At 30.0% G+C, this 18,731-nt stretch carries 15 protein-coding genes and 1 tRNA gene; 4 read left to right on the top strand and 12 right to left on the bottom strand.

Annotated elements, in window-relative coordinates:
• Positions 1-43: 43 nt before the first annotated feature.
• The 4 genes from HGI79_RS03000 to HGI79_RS02985 form a co-directional block, all read right to left on the bottom strand.
• Entirely contained in the window at positions 44-2,635 is a 2,592-nt protein-coding gene (locus HGI79_RS03000; protein ID WP_185649219.1) for an HAD-IC family P-type ATPase, read from the bottom strand.
• Between the two features lie 420 nt (positions 2,636-3,055).
• Entirely contained in the window at positions 3,056-3,433 is a 378-nt protein-coding gene (locus HGI79_RS02995) for a hypothetical protein (RefSeq protein WP_185649220.1), read from the bottom strand.
• Between the two features lie 118 nt (positions 3,434-3,551).
• On the bottom strand, positions 3,552-4,250 hold the full coding sequence (locus HGI79_RS02990) for a GDSL-type esterase/lipase family protein (RefSeq protein WP_207725690.1): 699 nt from the start codon (positions 4,248-4,250) through the stop codon (positions 3,552-3,554).
• Positions 4,251-4,389: 139 nt separating this feature from the next.
• Entirely contained in the window at positions 4,390-4,722 is a 333-nt protein-coding gene (locus HGI79_RS02985; RefSeq protein ID WP_185649221.1) for a hypothetical protein, read from the bottom strand.
• Between the two features lie 280 nt (positions 4,723-5,002).
• Between HGI79_RS02985 and HGI79_RS02980 the strand changes: the two genes are divergently transcribed.
• Positions 5,003-5,482: a dihydrofolate reductase gene (locus HGI79_RS02980; protein ID WP_185649222.1), complete on the top strand. Its 480-nt coding sequence runs from the start codon at positions 5,003-5,005 to the stop codon at positions 5,480-5,482.
• 229 nt (positions 5,483-5,711) lie between these two features.
• Here the strand turns inward: HGI79_RS02980 and HGI79_RS02975 are convergent, their stop codons facing one another.
• The 6 genes from HGI79_RS02975 to HGI79_RS02950 all read right to left on the bottom strand — a co-directional run bounded on the left by HGI79_RS02975 (position 5,712) and on the right by HGI79_RS02950 (position 13,082).
• Positions 5,712-6,926 (bottom strand): acetylornithine/succinylornithine family transaminase, encoded by a 1,215-nt coding sequence (locus tag HGI79_RS02975; protein WP_185649223.1) that lies wholly within the window; start codon positions 6,924-6,926, stop codon positions 5,712-5,714.
• A 326-nt stretch (positions 6,927-7,252) separates the two neighbouring features.
• A tRNA-Sec gene (locus tag HGI79_RS02970) sits at positions 7,253-7,349 on the bottom strand.
• Positions 7,350-7,504: 155 nt separating this feature from the next.
• Positions 7,505-9,412 carry a selenocysteine-specific translation elongation factor gene (gene selB / locus HGI79_RS02965; protein WP_185649224.1) on the bottom strand — a complete coding sequence of 636 codons (1,908 nt, stop codon included), beginning with the start codon at positions 9,410-9,412 and terminating at the stop codon, positions 7,505-7,507.
• Between the two features lie 337 nt (positions 9,413-9,749).
• Complete coding sequence (selA, locus tag HGI79_RS02960; RefSeq protein ID WP_185649225.1) at positions 9,750-11,141, bottom strand: L-seryl-tRNA(Sec) selenium transferase; 1,392 nt, start codon at positions 11,139-11,141, stop codon at positions 9,750-9,752.
• A gap of 16 nt (positions 11,142-11,157) precedes the next feature.
• A complete protein-coding gene (selD, locus tag HGI79_RS02955) occupies positions 11,158-12,192 on the bottom strand; it encodes a selenide, water dikinase SelD (protein ID WP_395939498.1) in 1,035 nt (344 codons plus the stop codon).
• A 263-nt stretch (positions 12,193-12,455) separates the two neighbouring features.
• Positions 12,456-13,082, bottom strand: a complete 627-nt coding sequence (locus HGI79_RS02950) for a ComEA family DNA-binding protein (RefSeq protein WP_185649227.1) — start codon at positions 13,080-13,082, stop codon at positions 12,456-12,458.
• A 124-nt stretch (positions 13,083-13,206) separates the two neighbouring features.
• Here HGI79_RS02950 and HGI79_RS02945 point away from each other — a divergent pair, with 124 nt between their 5' ends.
• Positions 13,207-14,436: a D-alanyl-D-alanine carboxypeptidase family protein gene (locus tag HGI79_RS02945; protein ID WP_185649228.1), complete on the top strand. Its 1,230-nt coding sequence runs from the start codon at positions 13,207-13,209 to the stop codon at positions 14,434-14,436.
• A gap of 4 nt (positions 14,437-14,440) precedes the next feature.
• Here the strand turns inward: HGI79_RS02945 and HGI79_RS02940 are convergent, their stop codons facing one another.
• Complete coding sequence (locus tag HGI79_RS02940) at positions 14,441-15,343, bottom strand: RluA family pseudouridine synthase (protein WP_185649229.1); 903 nt, start codon at positions 15,341-15,343, stop codon at positions 14,441-14,443.
• Positions 15,344-15,818: 475 nt separating this feature from the next.
• Here HGI79_RS02940 and HGI79_RS02935 point away from each other — a divergent pair, with 475 nt between their 5' ends.
• Positions 15,819-16,721, top strand: coding sequence for an RluA family pseudouridine synthase (locus tag HGI79_RS02935; protein ID WP_185649229.1), 903 nt, complete (start codon positions 15,819-15,821; stop codon positions 16,719-16,721).
• A 4-nt stretch (positions 16,722-16,725) separates the two neighbouring features.
• Here HGI79_RS02935 and HGI79_RS02930 read toward each other — a convergent pair whose 3' ends face one another.
• Positions 16,726-17,955 carry a D-alanyl-D-alanine carboxypeptidase family protein gene (locus HGI79_RS02930; RefSeq protein ID WP_185649228.1) on the bottom strand — a complete coding sequence of 410 codons (1,230 nt, stop codon included), beginning with the start codon at positions 17,953-17,955 and terminating at the stop codon, positions 16,726-16,728.
• A 124-nt stretch (positions 17,956-18,079) separates the two neighbouring features.
• Here HGI79_RS02930 and HGI79_RS02925 point away from each other — a divergent pair, with 124 nt between their 5' ends.
• Positions 18,080-18,706, top strand: coding sequence for a ComEA family DNA-binding protein (locus HGI79_RS02925; RefSeq protein ID WP_185649227.1), 627 nt, complete (start codon positions 18,080-18,082; stop codon positions 18,704-18,706).
• Positions 18,707-18,731: the final 25 nt, after the last annotated feature.

Here is an 18,731-nt window from a genome sequence, read left to right as displayed (position 1 = left end):
CACCTCCTTTTGCTATTCTAACCAAACAGCAAAAGGCTTAATCCTAGTAGTCATTTTTATCAAATTTATTAAATAAATTTATTACAAACCATATTAATATAAAAATCCCTATGCCTTTTAAATACTTTATGTTATATATAACTACTTTGCCATAAAAAAATAATATAATTGCAATCTGCAGCATTAGGTTAAGTAGTATTAACAAATTAGTTTTAACATTTTTAAAAAACAGCTTGTTTGAAAAACTATAAATAAAAATTATAATTCCTAAATTTATTATAGTAAAAGCACATGCTTGTGCCAGTTCTAGACCTTTGTTATACATTAGTATAAACGTAAAAAACCCACCTAAGCCTATAAAACTTCCATTAAAAATAACAAAAGGAAGTCTTTGTTTTATAAAGTTTATATTTATTGGAGAATTAAAGCAATAGGCCGTTTCTTCTTCATATTGAAAAATTAAAGCTAAAGACGATAGTATCATTATAAAACTGTTTATCCAAAATGTTTCTATTATTATATAGGGCACCTCATATCTTCCGGCATAGATAAGAGTTAAAAATATAACCATAGAAACACTACAAGTAAAAATATATGCAATAATTTTTTTCATAGTGCTTACTATTTTTCTTGAATCTTCAACCATATTAAGTAACTTCATAAAATCTATATCTAATAAAAATATATCTGATAACTTCTTTACAATACTACTAACAGAAGTAGTTATTCCAATATCAGCCGTTTTTAACGCTGGTAAATCTGTGAGTTTCATCCCCGTTAAAGCTGTCACATATCCATAACTTTTTAATGCTTTTATTATTTTGATTTTGTTTCTTGAGGTTATTCTTGAAAAAATTCCTACTTTGTTACCTATACGTTGGAACTCTTCATCATTCATATTATCGATTTCTACTCCTGATAATATTTCTTGAAGTCCTGATACAGTTCCAATTTTCTTACCAATAGCAAAAGCTGTAAGCTTGTTATCTTCAGTTAATATAATGGGTCTTATACACAACTCCTTGCATTTTTTTATAGAGTCTAAAGCATCTTCCTTAAGGGTATTTTCAAAACCTACCAATCCAACAAATACTAAATGGCTCTCTATATTTTCTTTAAGACTAGGCTCATAATTAAAATTCCTATAAGCAAATCCAATTACAGATAGGCAATCATTAGACATACTTAGATCTGCATTTTTTATAGCTTCTACGTCTTCATCGGTTATTTCCATCTCAATACCATTTTTCATTACATGAGTACAACGTGTTATCAGTGAATCCACGGCACCTTTAATATTAGCTCTATAATTCTTGTCAATCTTATTTACTGATGTCATTATTCTTCTTTCAGTATCAAAAGATATATTTATTACCCTTTGATGTTCCATATCTAATTTTCTTTTATCTATTCCATTTTCAAAACCAAATCTTACTAAAGCAATTTCCATTAAATCATCCTTAGAATTTTTTAATATACCTAAATTAAACTTTGTATCATTACAAAGTAATCCTATATTCATTATTCTATATAGGTTTTCATTTTCATCCCCACTTATACCACTCTTTAACATGCTATCTTTGGAACCTATATACATTCCATTACTATATATTTTACTTACCTTCATTTCGTTACCTGATAAAGCTCCAATTTTATCAGTGCAAATAGCAGATATAAAGGATAACTTTTCAATTGTAGTTAAATCTTTAAAAATAATATTCTTTTTCCTCATAATTTTATTTAAAACTAACGAAGCAATATAAATACAAATTATTACTCCAAAGGGTATTACACTTAGTATATAAGTACTTGAACGCTTAGCAATATATTGCCATTGATCCTTTGCCGATATACTTAATCCAATATCAAAGCATAAGCAAATAACAGAAGCTAATACAAATATATTAAGTAATTTGTTAACTCTTTTATTTAACGAATTAATGCTATGTTTTTCTTCTAAAAATAACCTAGTTATATTAGATATCTGAGTATTCATACCTATAGCAATAACTACACCTGTACCACTACCATTAACAACCACTGATGCTTTAAACAAAATATTTTTCATATCTGAAAGAGCTATTTCTTTATCCTCTATCTTAGTCTCATATTTTTCTGAAATAAACTTTTCTCCTGTTACTGAAGTTTCATTAACTTTTAAATCATTACTTTCCACAACTCTTAAATCAGCTGGAACACTTTCTCCTTTTGATACAATTACTATATCTCCTACTACTAACTCATTAATAGGTATGCTTAATATCCTACCGCCTCTTATAACTCTAGCTAAACCCATATTTAGTTTGTGTAGCTCTTTTAAATCCTTTTCTTTATTATACTCATCTAATGCAGTACAAAAACAGTTTATACCAACTACTAATAAGAATATAAGACCTAAAGAAAATTCCCTAAAAAACAAAAAAAATATGGCACCTATAATAATCATTATTAACCATAGTTCTCTTAGCTGTTTAATTGTTAGCAGTACAATACCTCCTATCTTAGGGATATTTATTATATTGCTTCCATATCTATCTCTACTTGCAACTACTTGTCTTTCGTCCAATCCAGAGTATACATTACTTTCTAGCATTTTCACTACTTCTATCCACGGACTATTATACCACTGAACCATATCATTCACCTTTCTACAACAATGTAATAATTGTAAAGATTTATTTTAATATAATATTCAAATGTTAGCACTATATAGATAATCACGCCCGAAATTTAATTTATACGACCGGATATATTGCCATGTTTCGTCACGTTAAATATTTTTAATTAGCCTAAAGCTCAAATTTTCGCTAAGACTAATAAAAAAATATTTAAATGTGACTTCAACATTGGCAATATATCCCTACGTGTAAACTAAATTTAAGTTGTGGGTATCTATATTTTATTACACTTATAAACTTAATTAATTATATATACTCTAAATAATCGTAATAAAACAAATATACTTTAATAATATTAGAAATTAAGGTATTTATAATCAATAATTAAAAAGCCGTTAACGAATATGTGTAATTGTTCGTTAGCGGCTTAAATAGCTTTAAAAGATTATATTTTTTTCTCTTGAAATCTTTTTTACTACTTTTCTCTTTTCTTTATCAGTAAAATATTTAGTATTATACTCTAAAACAAGACCACAATGTTTACACTCTATCTTTACTGTATTTATATAATTTTCTTCTTCAGATTCGTAATTATTTTCTCTTGAATATACTTCGTAGCTTTGGATTTCACCTAGAATTGCCCATTCTGAACTATTGCACATTAAACATCTTATTTTACTTTTCTTAAGGCCTTCGTTAAGCTCATTAGTTTCATTGAATTCGTCAACTTCATAAGCTTCGTTAGATTCATGTACTTCGCTATTTTCACTAAGTTTTTCATATTCTAAGTTTTCATCGTTATTTTTATTTTCCATAAAAAACCACCTCTACTACTAAAATATTCTTAATAGTAGAATTGTGCTCATAACAATATGTAATAGATATTATTATATTAATTATTTATGATATTAATGATGTGAAAAATCAAATATTTTATTTACAAAAATTTTTTATTTCTTCTTTCCATACTAAATATCCACTTCCGTTTAGATGTATTCCTCCAGTAGTATACTTAGGATTTAGCTTATTACCTGATACAGTAAATAAAGAGTACAAATCTACATACTTCACCTGTAATTTTTCACAAAGAGACTTTAATGCTGAGTTTAGGTTAACTATTTCTTCATCCTTTGTGTTAGTTTTAAATATATCTTTATTTATAGGTAATACACTATGAACATATATTTCTATATCAGGAGAATCCTTCTTAATTTTACTTAATATTTTTTTATAATCAATAATTATAGCTTCAGTAGTCCTTCCTTTGCCTATATCATTTATTCCTAACATTATAAATACTTTTTTTGGCTTTGCTTCTGTTATTTCATCTAATCTATTTAATACACCGTATGTAGTATCTCCACTTATACCTCGATTTTTAATTAATGGGTTGTTAAACAATTCATCCCATTCACAAATATCTATTAAGCTATCCCCTAAGAATATTATTTGTTTTTTGTTATTTTGTAAGCTTTTAAAAGTAGTAACCCTATCTATATAATAATCTGAGTATTTCTTAGGATCTAAGTTTATGTTATTACTGCCTCGAACAATTTCTGATGCTGTGTTTCTGTTAAATATAATATATAGAAGTAAAACTATAGTTATAATAATTGTATTCTTTCTTACCAACTCTAAGATATATCCTCCTTGAAATATAATTTTAGACTTAATACAATTATATTTTTTCCAAGAAAACAGTTTTTAATAACTTTTAATTAATTTTTAAAGCCTACTGTTTTGATAACTGTCTAATTTTAGTTATTTTATGTTAGCCAAAAGCTTCCTCTGAGTAAAACTGAATTTTAGTACCGTCTCTGTATATTAACTGAAGTTCGTAGACCTTCTTCATATCAATATCCTTGTATTTAACATTTTCTACATCTTCATATTCAATCTGAAAATGTGCCTTTTTATCTACTATACTTATATGTCTCTCTTGAATATAGCTATCACTAACTTTACTTTCACGAATTCCTTCTGAAAATTTTATAGCTTCTGGCTGCATGCTGATTAAACAACTGCAGTAATTTGAGTTCATTTTAATTACTATTTTTTTACCTATTAAGGAATTTAAAATTTCTTCGATTTGCTCACGTGTCATAATATCCCCCCAGTAGTATTCATATTCCACACTTTAAAACATTATCCTTGAAAACTAAAATATGTTAGTAATTCTTCACGTAGGTTATATTACATTATGGAGTAAAATTTCTTTATATTCAATATATTTAATGTTAAAATTATTATAATCTATAAATATATTAACAAATATCTTTGCAACATGTTTCAAAGGTTTTTACCATAGAGGATTTTAAATTGGTGGATTATGAGCCAGTAAAGCCCAATTTAAAATTTGAACTAGAAATATAGGAGAAGCATTTATGATAAATTTAATTGCAGCAGTAGCTAAAAATAACGGCATAGGCAATAATAATTCTCTGCTATGTCACATAAAGCAAGACCTACAGTATTTTAAAAGAGTTACTAAAGAGCATACTGTGGTCATGGGATACAATACCTATGAGTCATTACCAATTAAGCCACTGCCTGATAGAACTAACGTAGTAGTTACTACTAAGAACATTGAGATTGATGGAGTAACTGTGGTACACAGCATAGATGAAGTAATGTCACTAGAGGGAGAAGTATTCATTTGTGGTGGAGCTTCTATATACGAGCAAATGCTGCCATATGCAGATAAACTATATATTACGCACATTTTTCAAGAATTTGACTCTGATACATTCTTTCCTGATATAGACGAAAATGTGTGGGAGCTAGAGAAAGCAACCTTTACTAAAGAGAATATTACTCACAAATATCCTCATATATTTGCCATATACAAAAAGTCCTCACGGTAATCCCGTTGAGGACTTTTCTCTTTATAATTGAGGGCTCGTGTAAAGTTATAGTGAGATTGGTGGATTATAGAATTTATATTCTGAAATAATAACTTCATACTACTAATCCTATCATATTCCAAAATTTTAAAAACATCAGAAACATTACCACTGATATAGTATATATGGTGAACAAAGGAATTAAACTTGTCAGTAGTCCGAAGTGGAAAAACTGTTTAATATTTAATCGCTAGTTTATTTCCAGAGTTAAGTCTAAGACTTTAGTAAGAATATCAATCATATTATCAGTATCTTTTTCAGTGACTATTAAAGGTGGCATTAATCGAATAATTGAAGGTCTTGGTGAATTTAAAATCAGCCCTTCTTGTAAGCATTTATCAACAATTTCAGTTCCTTTGCTGCTTGGAAGATCAAATGCAATAAGTAATCCCTTACCCCTTATATTTTTTAGTTTATACTTATCTTTTAATTCATCTAACTTTCTTAATATATAAGCTCCTTGCATTTTTGCATTAAAAGATAACTTTTTGTTGATAACTTCGTTGACTACAGCCATTCCTACAGCCATTCCTAATGGTTGAGCTGAATAAGTTCCACCTTGGTCACCAGGTTCAAATATATTTAGCTTTTCTTTGGTTAATAATGCAGATAGTGGATAACCTCCTCCTATACCTTTAGCAAGCGTCATTATGTCAGGTTCAATTTCATAATGTTCATAAGCAAATAAATTCCCTGTTCTCCCGATGCCTGTTTGAACTTCATCAAAAATCAGTAGTATTCCATGCTCCTTACATATATGGCTTATAGTTTCAATATAAGCTTTCTCTGCTTCATTTACTCCACCTTCTCCTTGAATAGGTTCTAGCATAATTGCACATGTTTTTGAGGTTATGGAAGCTTTTATAGCATCTATATCATTTAGTGGTACATGCTTAAACCCTGGAACCTTTGGTTCATATAAATTCTCCCAGATTGTTTTACCAGTTGCAGACATTGTAGCAAGTGTTCTTCCGTGAAAACTATTAATCGTAGTAATTATTTCATAAGCACCATTAAGAAATTTTTTTCCATATTTTCTTGCAAGCTTAATAGCACCCTCATTTGCTTCAGAACCACTATTGGAAAAAAATACCCTATCAAAGCAGGAGTTATCTGTAAGTAGCTTTGCAAATTGAAGCATCGGTTTATTATAAAATGAAGGACTAGCATTTATTAGTGTTTTAGCTTGTTTCATCATAACTTCGTTAACAATATCAGGACAATGTCCAAGACAGTTAACAGCCCAACCGCCTATGAAATCAAGATAGCATTTTCCTTCAGTATCCCATAAGTACATACCTTTTCCACGTTCCATTACAATATTTGGTCGATTTGTAGTAAACAATACTGAATCTCCTAATTTATTGATAAGTTCGTCGGTATAATTTACGTCTATTTGTTCCATTAATATCAGCACCTTTCATAAATTTATTGTTTAAGGCAATTTAGATAATTTATACAATTTAGACAATTTAATAGATTATTGTATAATTATACATTGATTTTAATAAATATGCAATATATTAATCTAAAAATATGTCATTAGATCTGGAGCTATTTGATTGAGAGAGCTTCTACTATAATTGTATGATAATTATTATAAGGTAGAGCCGACAAAGAGTTCAGTAGAGTTTTATTATAGAACCACACATTCATTAAAAAAAATCTCTACATAAAAATAAAAAAGCCTTGAAAGAATCATAAAAATCCTCTCAAAGCCTGTAATTTCAATGGCGGGAATATGTGGGAATCGAACCCACCCGTCGTGGTCTTAGCACGGCAACACGGTTTTGAAGACCGGCAGGTACACCAGCACCTATCTACCCCCATATTTTTATTTATCTTCTAGTAATAACAAGTAAATGACTTATATAAATACTAGGTTTGTATCTTAACTTTATAAGCAACCATTTCGAGGTCTCACTTCATACCAAAACATTTTACGATATTAAATGCAGCATGTCAAGCAAATGAATGGCCTATTTAATATAATACCCTTTTATCTTCCATCCTTTTAGTTAACTTTATACTATCAAAATTCTCCATTAGGGCTATTGCATATTTTCTACTTGTATTTAATTCATCTTTAAAATCACCTATAGATATGCTTCCACTGCTTTTTATAAACTTTATAACAAATTCTTTTGCTTCATCATAATGCTGTTTTAGAAAAAAGCAATCTTCAGATACCTTTATAAGATCTCCCTCATCTAATAAAGCTTCAAATACCATTTTAAAATTCTTAGTATCATTTTCTACTGCTTGAAGCTCGCTATATTTTGGTGGTGAAAATTTAGAAACCATAAATTCCTTTATAATTTTTTCCCTAATAGATTTTTGTTTTTCATTATAAATTATTGTAAAATTACTTAAGGAAACTAAATTTCCATGAATCTTTATCTTATTATTTTCTTTTAAAAATTCTAATATTTCATCATATATTTTTTGCTTAATTACTTTTCCAAATACTTTATTCTTTAACTCTTCTTTTGATATACCTAGTTTTAGTGGATTTTCTCTATGATATATTTCTAGCATAGTTGCTAGCTGCTGAGTTTTGTCTGCTAAAAATTCACTATGTATATACACAGTTCTGTCTCCCTCACCAAAACTTACTATTTTATTATCTTCTATTAATCTTTCAAGTTCTAATTTAATATTTTCCTCATTTTTTCCTAAAGCTTTCAATATATCTAAAGTATTAGGATATTTCTCACTTAGTTTTTTTATGGTGTTTTCAATTATATTTTCAGTTTTTCCACTTTCTTTTATTTTTAATTCTTCAATATACTTAAGGTCAAATCTTTTTGTTTTTTTGGCAACAGGATTGATTATTGCTCCTCCACCTATAGTAAACATAGGTGAGTAGCTTCTCACTACAAATCTATCGTTTCTTTGTGCAGTTATAGGCTTTTCTAGTCTCAATTGTACATACCCCTCTTCTCCGGGATTAAGCTCTTCTTTGTCTAGTAATACTATCCTACACATAATTTCATTAGTGCCATGATACAACCTTATTCTTTGCCTATTTTTTAATGGTTTATCTGCACTTTTTAAATAGTAAAACTTACAATCTATCATTAGTGATGCTTCCATTAAATTTTGTGATGAGATCACATCTCCTCTTTTTACATCATCAACTTTTATATTTGCTATATTAATTGCACATCTTTCACCAGCTTCAGCTAGTTTCACGTTCTCTTCATGTACTTGTATCCCCCTAACTTTGGTTACAATATTTGAAGGATATACTTGAATTGTCTGACCTTCTCTAATAGTTCCGCTTAATACTGTTCCTGTTACTACAGTTCCAAATCCACTTATTGAAAAAACTCTATCTACAGGAAGTCTAAAATGACCTTGAGTATCTTTTGCTTCTATATCTTCAGTTAACTTGTCTATAGATTTAACTAATAAATCCAGTCCTTTCTTAGTTTTTGATGAGACTGGATAAATAGGTGCATTTTCAAGAAAGGTTCCTGTAAACTCACTTATTATATCCTGTTTTATCATAGTTAACCATTCTTCCTCTACTAAGTCGCACTTTGTAATTACTATTATACCTTTTTTTATATTTAAAAGCTGAAGGATTTCAAGATGTTCCCTAGTTTGAGGCATTATACCTTCATCTGCTGCAATCACTAATAAAACTAAATCTATACCACTTACACCTGCAAGCATATTCTTAATAAATTTCTCATGTCCTGGAACATCTATAATACCTGCCCTTTTTTCCGAATTTATATCAAAAAATGTAAAGCCTAAATTTATTGATATACCTCTTTCCTTTTCTTCTCTCAAAGTATCCGTTTCTCTACCCGTTAAGGCTTTTATTAACGTAGTTTTCCCATGATCTATATGCCCTGCAGTTCCAATTACAATATGTTTCACACTATCACCTACTTTAAACTAATCATATACTAAGCAATTTATCTTTTTATAATGTTCAAGACTTGAAATTTAACTTATACGTAGGGATATGCTGCCAAAACTGAAGACACATTTAAAAACTTTTTTATCAGTCTTAGTGAAGTGTTTTTTGAAAATCTTAGGAGCTTTGATATGTTTGAGGTACGAGTTTATCAAAGCTTCTTAGATTTTCAAAAACACGAACTTTAGACTGATTAAAAGTTTTTAACGTGCCGAAGTTTGGCAGCATATTCCGGAGTATAAGTTAAATTTCAGGCATGGTTATCTATATATAGGGGTTTAAGACTTGAAATTTAAACTATTCAGAGTCAAGCTTTATAAAAGCATCAACTATTATGTCAAAGTCCTTATCCAATATTGTTCTTAAATCTATATTTATTGCGTTATCTGCTATTCTTATAATTATAGGTATTGTATTTTTTCTCAGCTTTTTTTCCAGATCTTGCGGTGAAAGCTTTTCACATTGAACTTTGATTACATAGGTTGGAATTTTCTCCACAGGCATTGATCCACCACCAACCATAGAATAATCTTCCTGTATTTCAAAGTTAAACCCCTTAACTTTATTCTGTAATGTTCTTTTAAGTCTTTGTGCTCTTTTTTTATGTTCTTCCTTATGACTTAATATCATATAAAGAGTTGGTATATTTTTTACAGCTTCTTCTTCACTTAGGTAATATTTTAGCGTACCTTCAAGTGCAGCTAGTGTCATTTTATCTATTCTAAGAGCTCTCGTAAGTTGATTTTTTTTCATTTCATCAATGTATTTTTTCTTTCCTACAATTATTCCTGCTTGTGGTCCCCCAAGCATTTTATCACCACTAAAGGTTACTACATCAGTACCTTTTTTTATGCTTTCTTGAACTGTAGGCTCATATGCAAATCCATATTTTGAAAAATCAACAAAAGTTCCACTTCCTATATCCTCAATTAGTGGAATATCATATTTTTTCCCTAGTTTAACCAAATCTTCAGATAGTACTTCTTCTGTGAAGCCAATAATTTTAAAATTAGATGTATGTATTTTAAGTAATACTCCTGTATTTTCATTTATACTATTTTCATAATCATATAAATGAGTTCTGTTCGTAGTTCCGACTTCCACCAGTTTCGCTCCACTGAAGGCCATAACATCTGGCACTCTAAATGATCCACCTATTTCTACTAATTGTCCACGTGATACTATAGCTTCCTTGTTCTTACATAATGTATTCAATACTAACATTACAGCTGCAGCATTATTATTAACAACCATTGCAGCTTCAGCACCAGTAACAGTTTTGATAATCTGTTCTACATGGCTGTACCGTGAACCTCTTTCACCTTTTTTCAAATTATACTCAAGATTACTATAACTTTCTGCTACATTTTTCACATTTTCCAGAGCTTTTTCCGCTAATAATGATCTCCCTAGGTTAGTATGAATAACTACCCCAGTGGCATTTATAACTCTTTTAAGATTTGATTCTTTTTTTTCCTCTAGTATATATATATAATCACTTAGTATATGTTTTTTTTCAAATTCATGTATTTCATCATTTAGTATTGACTCTCTATATTTTTCCACAGCCGTCCTTAAAGAATCTATTATGATGTTTCTTGCAGTAATTTTCATTTCATCCTTTACAATTTGCTCACTCAAAAGTTCATCAATCTTAGGTAATTTTCTAAGTAATTCCTTTGTCTCCACCTTTATACCCCATCAACTATTCAACTATAATATATTTATTTTCTTTTTGTATAATAACGTCTCCTATAATAGAAGCTTGTAATTCAGTACTAGAAAGTTCTTCAATAATTTTTTTGCTATGTTCCTTAGAACATGTAATCATCAATCCACCGGATGTCTGTGGATCAAATAATATATCCTTCATCCATTCAGGTGTATCAAAAAACTCATACTTATTCTTAAGATATTCTCTGTTAGAATATGCCCCTGCTGGCACTATTCCCATTTGTGCATATTCCTTAGCCTCTTCTATATAAGGTATTTTATCTTTATAAAACTTTAATGTTACACCAGAAGATGATGCCATCTCGTATCCATGTCCCATGAGTCCAAAACCAGTTATATCTGTACAGGCAGTAATATCATAGTTAACCATTACTTCTGCAGCATATTTATTTAGAGTACGCATAATGTTAACAGCTTTACTATACGCTTCTTTAGATGCTATTTCACCTTTTATAGCTGTATTTATTATCCCCACACCTAAAGGTTTAGTTAATATAATTTCATCTCCAACCTTGCAGCCATAATTTTTTAATACTTTATTTGGGTTAACCATTCCCATAACAGATAACCCATACTTAGGTTCGTTATCATCAACAGTATGACCTCCTATAACTACTGCACCAGCTTCAATTACCTTATCTGCTCCACCCTTTAGAATTTCTCCTAAAATATCTATAGATAAACATGATGGAAAACACACAATGTTTAGTGCTAAGGTTGGTTTTCCCCCCATGGCATAAACATCACTTAAAGAATTTGCTGCTGCAATTTGACCAAATACATATGGATCATCTACAACAGGAGTAAAAAAATCTAGTGTCTGAATTACTGCCATACTATCATTTAATTTATAAACAGCTGCATCATCAGAAGTATCGATACCTACTATAAGATTTTTATCTTCAACCTTAGGTAGTTTATCTAATATTTTCGAAAGGGTTTCCGGCCCTATCTTAGCCGCTCATCCCGATGTTCTTGTTAGCTGAGTTAATCTTTTTTTCTCCACCTTATTCCCTCCCTTGTTAAAAGTATATAATTTCATTTTATTATATACTAATTAAATTAATTTTTAAACAACCACTATAGCTAATCGCAACTTAAATTTAACTTATACGTAGGGGTATATTAACAATGTTGAAGTCACATTTAAATATTTTTCTATTAGTCTTAGCGAAAATTTGAGCTCTAGACTAATTAAAAATATTTAACGTAACGAAACATGGTAATATACCCCGGAGTATAAGTTAAATTTCGGGCATGGTTATACATCTATCTTATATCAATCTTATCTTTTAATTTTTCTAGTGTCTTATCTCCAATCCGCCCTACTTTCTTTAAATCCTCAATAGATGCAAATTCACCATTTTTTTCTCTATACTCTATTATTTTTTGAGCTGTTACATCGCCAACTCCTGGTATTGTCTTTAATTCTTCCTTTGATGCTCTATTTATATTTACCTTACCATCCTGTGACACACCACTATTGCCACTGCTAGCTACTACTCCATTATGCTTATCATCTGTGTTCTTTTCCACATATAAATAATCTTCATCTTTTAGTTTTTTAGCTAAATTTAGCTTATATTGATTAGCCTCTTCAGTAAACCCTCCTGAGGCTTTAATTAAATCTTCAACTCTACTGTTTTCTTTTAGTTTATAAACCCCTGGCTTCTTAACTTCACCATTTATGTACACCGTAATATCCTTGCTATCCTTACTATCTTTGCTTTCTTTACTATCTTTACTCTCTTTACTCTCTATGGTTGTAGCTTCATTAAAAACCTCTTTTGCATCCGTGTATTTTGATGGCTTTGATATAATATATCCAGTTACTAAAAATATAATAAATATAATTAATACTACTATAGATCCTATAATTTTTTTCTTATCTTTCATTTTTGCCTCCAAAAAAATTTAAATATTACTTATAACTTAAATTATTGACAGCTTTTTTAAAATTCTGTCGCATCTCTGAGTTTTTTTTGATATAATTATGATTAAGAATGTCAAGGAGGCAAAAATGAAAAGATTAATAATACTTATACTATCTTTTACTCTTTTGTTTTTAAATATTGTTTCTTCTACAACTTATGCTAAAGATAACCCACCAGAAGTATCTGCCGATAGTGTTGTTTTAATGGATAGTAAAACTGGTGAGATTCTATATGAAAAAAATCCTGATACTGCTTATCCTCCTGCTTCTACAACTAAGTTAATGACAGCATTACTGACTTTAGAGAAAACAAATTTAGATGATACTGTAACTGTTGGTAAAAATCCCCCTTTTGTTGATGGTAGTAAAATATACCTATTTGAAGGTGAAAATATAAAAATTCGAGATTTACTTTATGGATTAATTCTTGCTTCTGGTAATGATTGCGCAGAGGCCTTAGCTGAATATATAAGTGGTTCTATGGACAATTTCGCAGTGGAAATGAATAAACGAGCCCTAGAGTTAGGGGCTAAAAATACTAATTTTGTTAATCCTAGTGGACTATATGATGCAAACCATAACTCTTCTGCTAAAGATTTAGCTTTAATAATGAGAGAGTTATCAAAAAATCCTGAGTATACAACAATTGCAACTACTAGCTCTTATAAGATACCTCCTACAAATAAATCTGCAGCTGAAAGACCTTTGTGGAACGAAAACAAATTAATACAAAAAACTTCAAGTCTTTATTATTCAGGTTGCCTGGGTGGTAAAACTGGTTATACTGTTCAATCTTCACATTCATATGTGGCTACTGCTACAAGAAATAATCAACAATTAATAGTAGCCTTGGTTCATGATAAAAATAAAACTTTTTTTCCAGATTCAATAAAATTATTTGACTATGGATTTAATAATTTTCAGCTTACTCGTTTATTCTCCAAAGGTGATTTGGTTACCACATATAATAACAATGACTTAAAAATCCCTTTACTTGCAGCATCAGATTTTTACTATGTTAAAGAAAAAAATAACGCTGCCACACCAAGCTATAGCTTAGATAGCCAAAATCTTTCTAAGGAATTTTTTAAGTCTGGAGATATAGTTGCAAATGCTAACGTATCAATTAATAATAAGAATATAGGCAGTCTAAAATTAATGAGCGGAAGTGATCATGAGTTGAAGCAGATTATTCAATCTACTGCCTTTCAAAGTAATTATTTAAGACCAGAATACTTAGTTCCTATTGGACTAGTTGTATTAGGCCTATTAGCATTGTTAATAAAAAAATTAAGAACTGATGATAACATTTGTTAACCCATCAGTTCTTTATCTTTTCTATTAACTGCTGCATATCTTCTGGAATTCCTGTTTCCAACTCTAATAATTTTCCAGTTCTCGGATGAGGAAACTTTAATCTATATGCGTGGAGAGCTTGCCTTTTTATAAACTTTTCATCACCTTCTATGCCATACAATATATCACCATATAAAGGATGACCTAAATGTGTTAAATGTACTCTTATTTGATGAGTTCTTCCTGTTTCTAAAGTGAGTTTTACTAAATCTCCACCTTTAAAACTCTCTATTACCTTAAAATGTGTTATGCTTTCTTGCCCTCTCGCATCCACTACTCTCTGTATACTATCACCCTCTGGTCTATATATTGGAAGGTTAATAATTCCCTCTTTCTCTGCCATATTTCCATGAATCACTGCTAAATAACTTTTTTCAAACTCTTCTTTATTCATATCTCTAGCTAATGCCATATGTGAATATTGATTTTTAGCTACTATTATAAGTCCTGATGTATCCATATCTAGCCTACTCACAAGCCTTACAATACAATTTTCATTGTTTTCTCTAAAATGATATATAAGTCCATTAGCTAAAGTTCCTGTAGGATAGCTTTTAGTAGGGTGTACTACTATTCCAGGTTGTTTATTCACTACAATAACATCACTATCCTCATAAACTACATCTATATGTATCTGTTCAGGTTCTATATTTTGGCTTTCCTCTTTTACAATATCAAAAGTAATTTTATCATTAGCCTTAAGTACATAGTTTAACTTAACTACCTTTCCATTAACAGCAATTCTTCCACTTAAAGCCGCTCCTCTTACAAGCCTACTTGACAGGTTCTGAACCCCTCTTAAATACTCTCTAAGCTTCAGCCCCTGCTGCTCATCATTAACCTCAAATACAAGCTTATTCTCCTGCATAACTTATCCTTTCTTATACCTATATAAGGTTTCTTGATTAAAATTTAACTTACATGGATTATCGATTATTGCCTATCATAAGCTAATTTTTTTCTATGTTAACCTCTATTTATGGTTCAGAGTTGAAATTTAACTTATACGCAGGAATATGCTGCCAAAACTGAAGCACATTTAAAAACTTTTTATCAGTCTTAGTGAAGTGTTTTAGAAAACCTTAGAACCTTATATATGTTTGAGCATAGCGAGTTTATATAAGGTTCTTAGATTTTCTTAAACACGAACTTTAGACTGATAAAAAGTTTTTAACGTGCTGAAGTTTGGCAGCATATTCCGGAGTATAAGTTAAATTTCAACTCTGAACCATAAATAGAGGTTAACATAGAAAAAAATTAGCTTATGATAGGCAATAATCGATAATCCATGTAAGTTAAATTTTAATCAAGAAACCTTATATAGGTATAAGAAAGGATAAGTTATGCAGGAGAATAAGCTTGTATTTGAGGTTAATGATGAGCAGCAGGGGCTGAAGCTTAGAGAGTATTTAAGAGGGGTTCAGAACCTGTCAAGTAGGCTTGTAAGAGGAGCGGCTTTAAGTGGAAGAATTGCTGTTAATGGAAAGGTAGTTAAGTTAAACTATGTACTTAAGGCTAATGATAAAATTACTTTTGATATTGTAAAAGAGGAAAGCCAAAATATAGAACCTGAACAGATACATATAGATGTAGTTTATGAGGATAGTGATGTTATTGTAGTGAATAAACAACCTGGAATAGTAGTACACCCTACTAAAAGCTATCCTACAGGAACTTTAGCTAATGGACTTATATATCATTTTAGAGAAAACAATGAAAATTGTATTGTAAGGCTTGTGAGTAGGCTAGATATGGATACATCAGGACTTATAATAGTAGCTAAAAATCAATATTCACATATGGCATTAGCTAGAGATATGAATAAAGAAGAGTTTGAAAAAAGTTATTTAGCAGTGATTCATGGAAATATGGCAGAGAAAGAGGGAATTATTAACCTTCCAATATATAGACCAGAGGGTGATAGTATACAGAGAGTAGTGGATGCGAGAGGGCAAGAAAGCATAACACATTTTAAGGTAATAGAGAGTTTTAAAGGTGGAGATTTAGTAAAACTCACTTTAGAAACAGGAAGAACTCATCAAATAAGAGTACATTTAACACATTTAGGTCATCCTTTATATGGTGATATATTGTATGGCATAGAAGGTGATGAAAAGTTTATAAAAAGGCAAGCTCTCCACGCATATAGATTAAAGTTTCCTCATCCGAGAACTGGAAAATTATTAGAGTTGGAAACAGGAATTCCAGAAGATATGCAGCAGTTAATAGAAAAGATAAAGAACTGATGGGTTAACAAATGTTATCATCAGTTCTTAATTTTTTTATTAACAATGCTAATAGGCCTAATACAACTAGTCCAATAGGAACTAAGTATTCTGGTCTTAAATAATTACTTTGAAAGGCAGTAGATTGAATAATCTGCTTCAACTCATGATCACTTCCGCTCATTAATTTTAGACTGCCTATATTCTTATTATTAATTGATACGTTAGCATTTGCAACTATATCTCCAGACTTAAAAAATTCCTTAGAAAGATTTTGGCTATCTAAGCTATAGCTTGGTGTGGCAGCGTTATTTTTTTCTTTAACATAGTAAAAATCTGATGCTGCAAGTAAAGGGATTTTTAAGTCATTGTTATTATATGTGGTAACCAAATCACCTTTGGAGAATAAACGAGTAAGCTGAAAATTATTAAATCCATAGTCAAATAATTTTATTGAATCTGGAAAAAAAGTTTTATTTTTATCATGAACCAAGGCTACTATTAATTGTTGATTATTTCTTGTAGCAGTAGCCACATATGAATGTGAAGATTGAACAGTATAACCAGTTTTACCACCCAGGCAACCTGAATAATAAAGACTTGAAGTTTTTTGTATTAATTTGTTTTCGTTCCACAAAGGTCTTTCAGCTGCAGATTTATTTGTAGGAGGTATCTTATAAGAGCTAGTAGTTGCAATTGTTGTATACTCAGGATTTTTTGATAACTCTCTCATTATTAAAGCTAAATCTTTAGCAGAAGAGTTATGGTTTGCATCATATAGTCCACTAGGATTAACAAAATTAGTATTTTTAGCCCCTAACTCTAGGGCTCGTTTATTCATTTCCACTGCGAAATTGTCCATAGAACCACTTATATATTCAGCTAAGGCCTCTGCGCAATCATTACCAGAAGCAAGAATTAATCCATAAAGTAAATCTCGAATTTTTATATTTTCACCTTCAAATAGGTATATTTTACTACCATCAACAAAAGGGGGATTTTTACCAACAGTTACAGTATCATCTAAATTTGTTTTCTCTAAAGTCAGTAATGCTGTCATTAACTTAGTTGTAGAAGCAGGAGGATAAGCAGTATCAGGATTTTTTTCATATAGAATCTCACCAGTTTTACTATCCATTAAAACAACACTATCGGCAGATACTTCTGGTGGGTTATCTTTAGCATAAGTTGTAGAAGAAACAATATTTAAAAACAAAAGAGTAAAAGATAGTATAAGTATTATTAATCTTTTCATTTTTGCCTCCTTGACATTCTTAATCATAATTATATCAAAAAAAACTCAGAGATGCGACAGAATTTTAAAAAAGCTGTCAATAATTTAAGTTATAAGTAATATTTAAATTTTTTTGGAGGCAAAAATGAAAGATAAGAAAAAAATTATAGGATCTATAGTAGTATTAATTATATTTATTATATTTTTAGTAACTGGATATATTATATCAAAGCCATCAAAATACACGGATGCAAAAGAGGTTTTTAATGAAGCTACAACCATAGAGAGTAAAGAGAGTAAAGATAGTAAAGAAAGCAAAGATAGTAAGGATAGCAAGGATATTACGGTGTACATAAATGGTGAAGTTAAGAAGCCAGGGGTTTATAAACTAAAAGAAAACAGTAGAGTTGAAGATTTAATTAAAGCCTCAGGAGGGTTTACTGAAGAGGCTAATCAATATAAGCTAAATTTAGCTAAAAAACTAAAAGATGAAGATTATTTATATGTGGAAAAGAACACAGATGATAAGCATAATGGAGTAGTAGCTAGCAGTGGCAATAGTGGTGTGTCACAGGATGGTAAGGTAAATATAAATAGAGCATCAAAGGAAGAATTAAAGACAATACCAGGAGTTGGCGATGTAACAGCTCAAAAAATAATAGAGTATAGAGAAAAAAATGGTGAATTTGCATCTATTGAGGATTTAAAGAAAGTAGGGCGGATTGGAGATAAGACACTAGAAAAATTAAAAGATAAGATTGATATAAGATAGATGTATAACCATGCCCGAAATTTAA

This window comes from Clostridium sp. DJ247 (assembly GCF_014231265.1).
Note: the sequence above shows the minus strand (reverse complement) of the source record. Positions and strands in the feature narration are given on the sequence as shown.

Bases quoted from the DNA above. Each gene is read 5' to 3' on its own strand.
- HGI79_RS02940 (WP_185649229.1), bottom strand. From the start codon at position 15,343: ATGCAGGAGAATAAGCTTGTATTTGAGGTTAATGATGAGCAGCAGGGG.
- HGI79_RS02950 (WP_185649227.1), bottom strand. From the start codon at position 13,082: ATGAAAGATAAGAAAAAAATTATAGGATCTATAGTAGTATTAATTATA.
- HGI79_RS03000 (WP_185649219.1), bottom strand. From the start codon at position 2,635: ATGGTTCAGTGGTATAATAGTCCGTGGATAGAAGTAGTGAAAATGCTA.
- HGI79_RS02985 (WP_185649221.1), bottom strand. From the start codon at position 4,722: ATGACACGTGAGCAAATCGAAGAAATTTTAAATTCCTTAATAGGTAAA.
- HGI79_RS02925 (WP_185649227.1), top strand. From the start codon at position 18,080: ATGAAAGATAAGAAAAAAATTATAGGATCTATAGTAGTATTAATTATA.
- HGI79_RS02945 (WP_185649228.1), top strand. From the start codon at position 13,207: ATGAAAAGATTAATAATACTTATACTATCTTTTACTCTTTTGTTTTTA.
- HGI79_RS02980 (WP_185649222.1), top strand. From the start codon at position 5,003: ATGATAAATTTAATTGCAGCAGTAGCTAAAAATAACGGCATAGGCAAT.
- HGI79_RS02930 (WP_185649228.1), bottom strand. From the start codon at position 17,955: ATGAAAAGATTAATAATACTTATACTATCTTTTACTCTTTTGTTTTTA.
- HGI79_RS02995 (WP_185649220.1), bottom strand. From the start codon at position 3,433: ATGGAAAATAAAAATAACGATGAAAACTTAGAATATGAAAAACTTAGT.
- HGI79_RS02935 (WP_185649229.1), top strand. From the start codon at position 15,819: ATGCAGGAGAATAAGCTTGTATTTGAGGTTAATGATGAGCAGCAGGGG.
- HGI79_RS02975 (WP_185649223.1), bottom strand. From the start codon at position 6,926: ATGGAACAAATAGACGTAAATTATACCGACGAACTTATCAATAAATTA.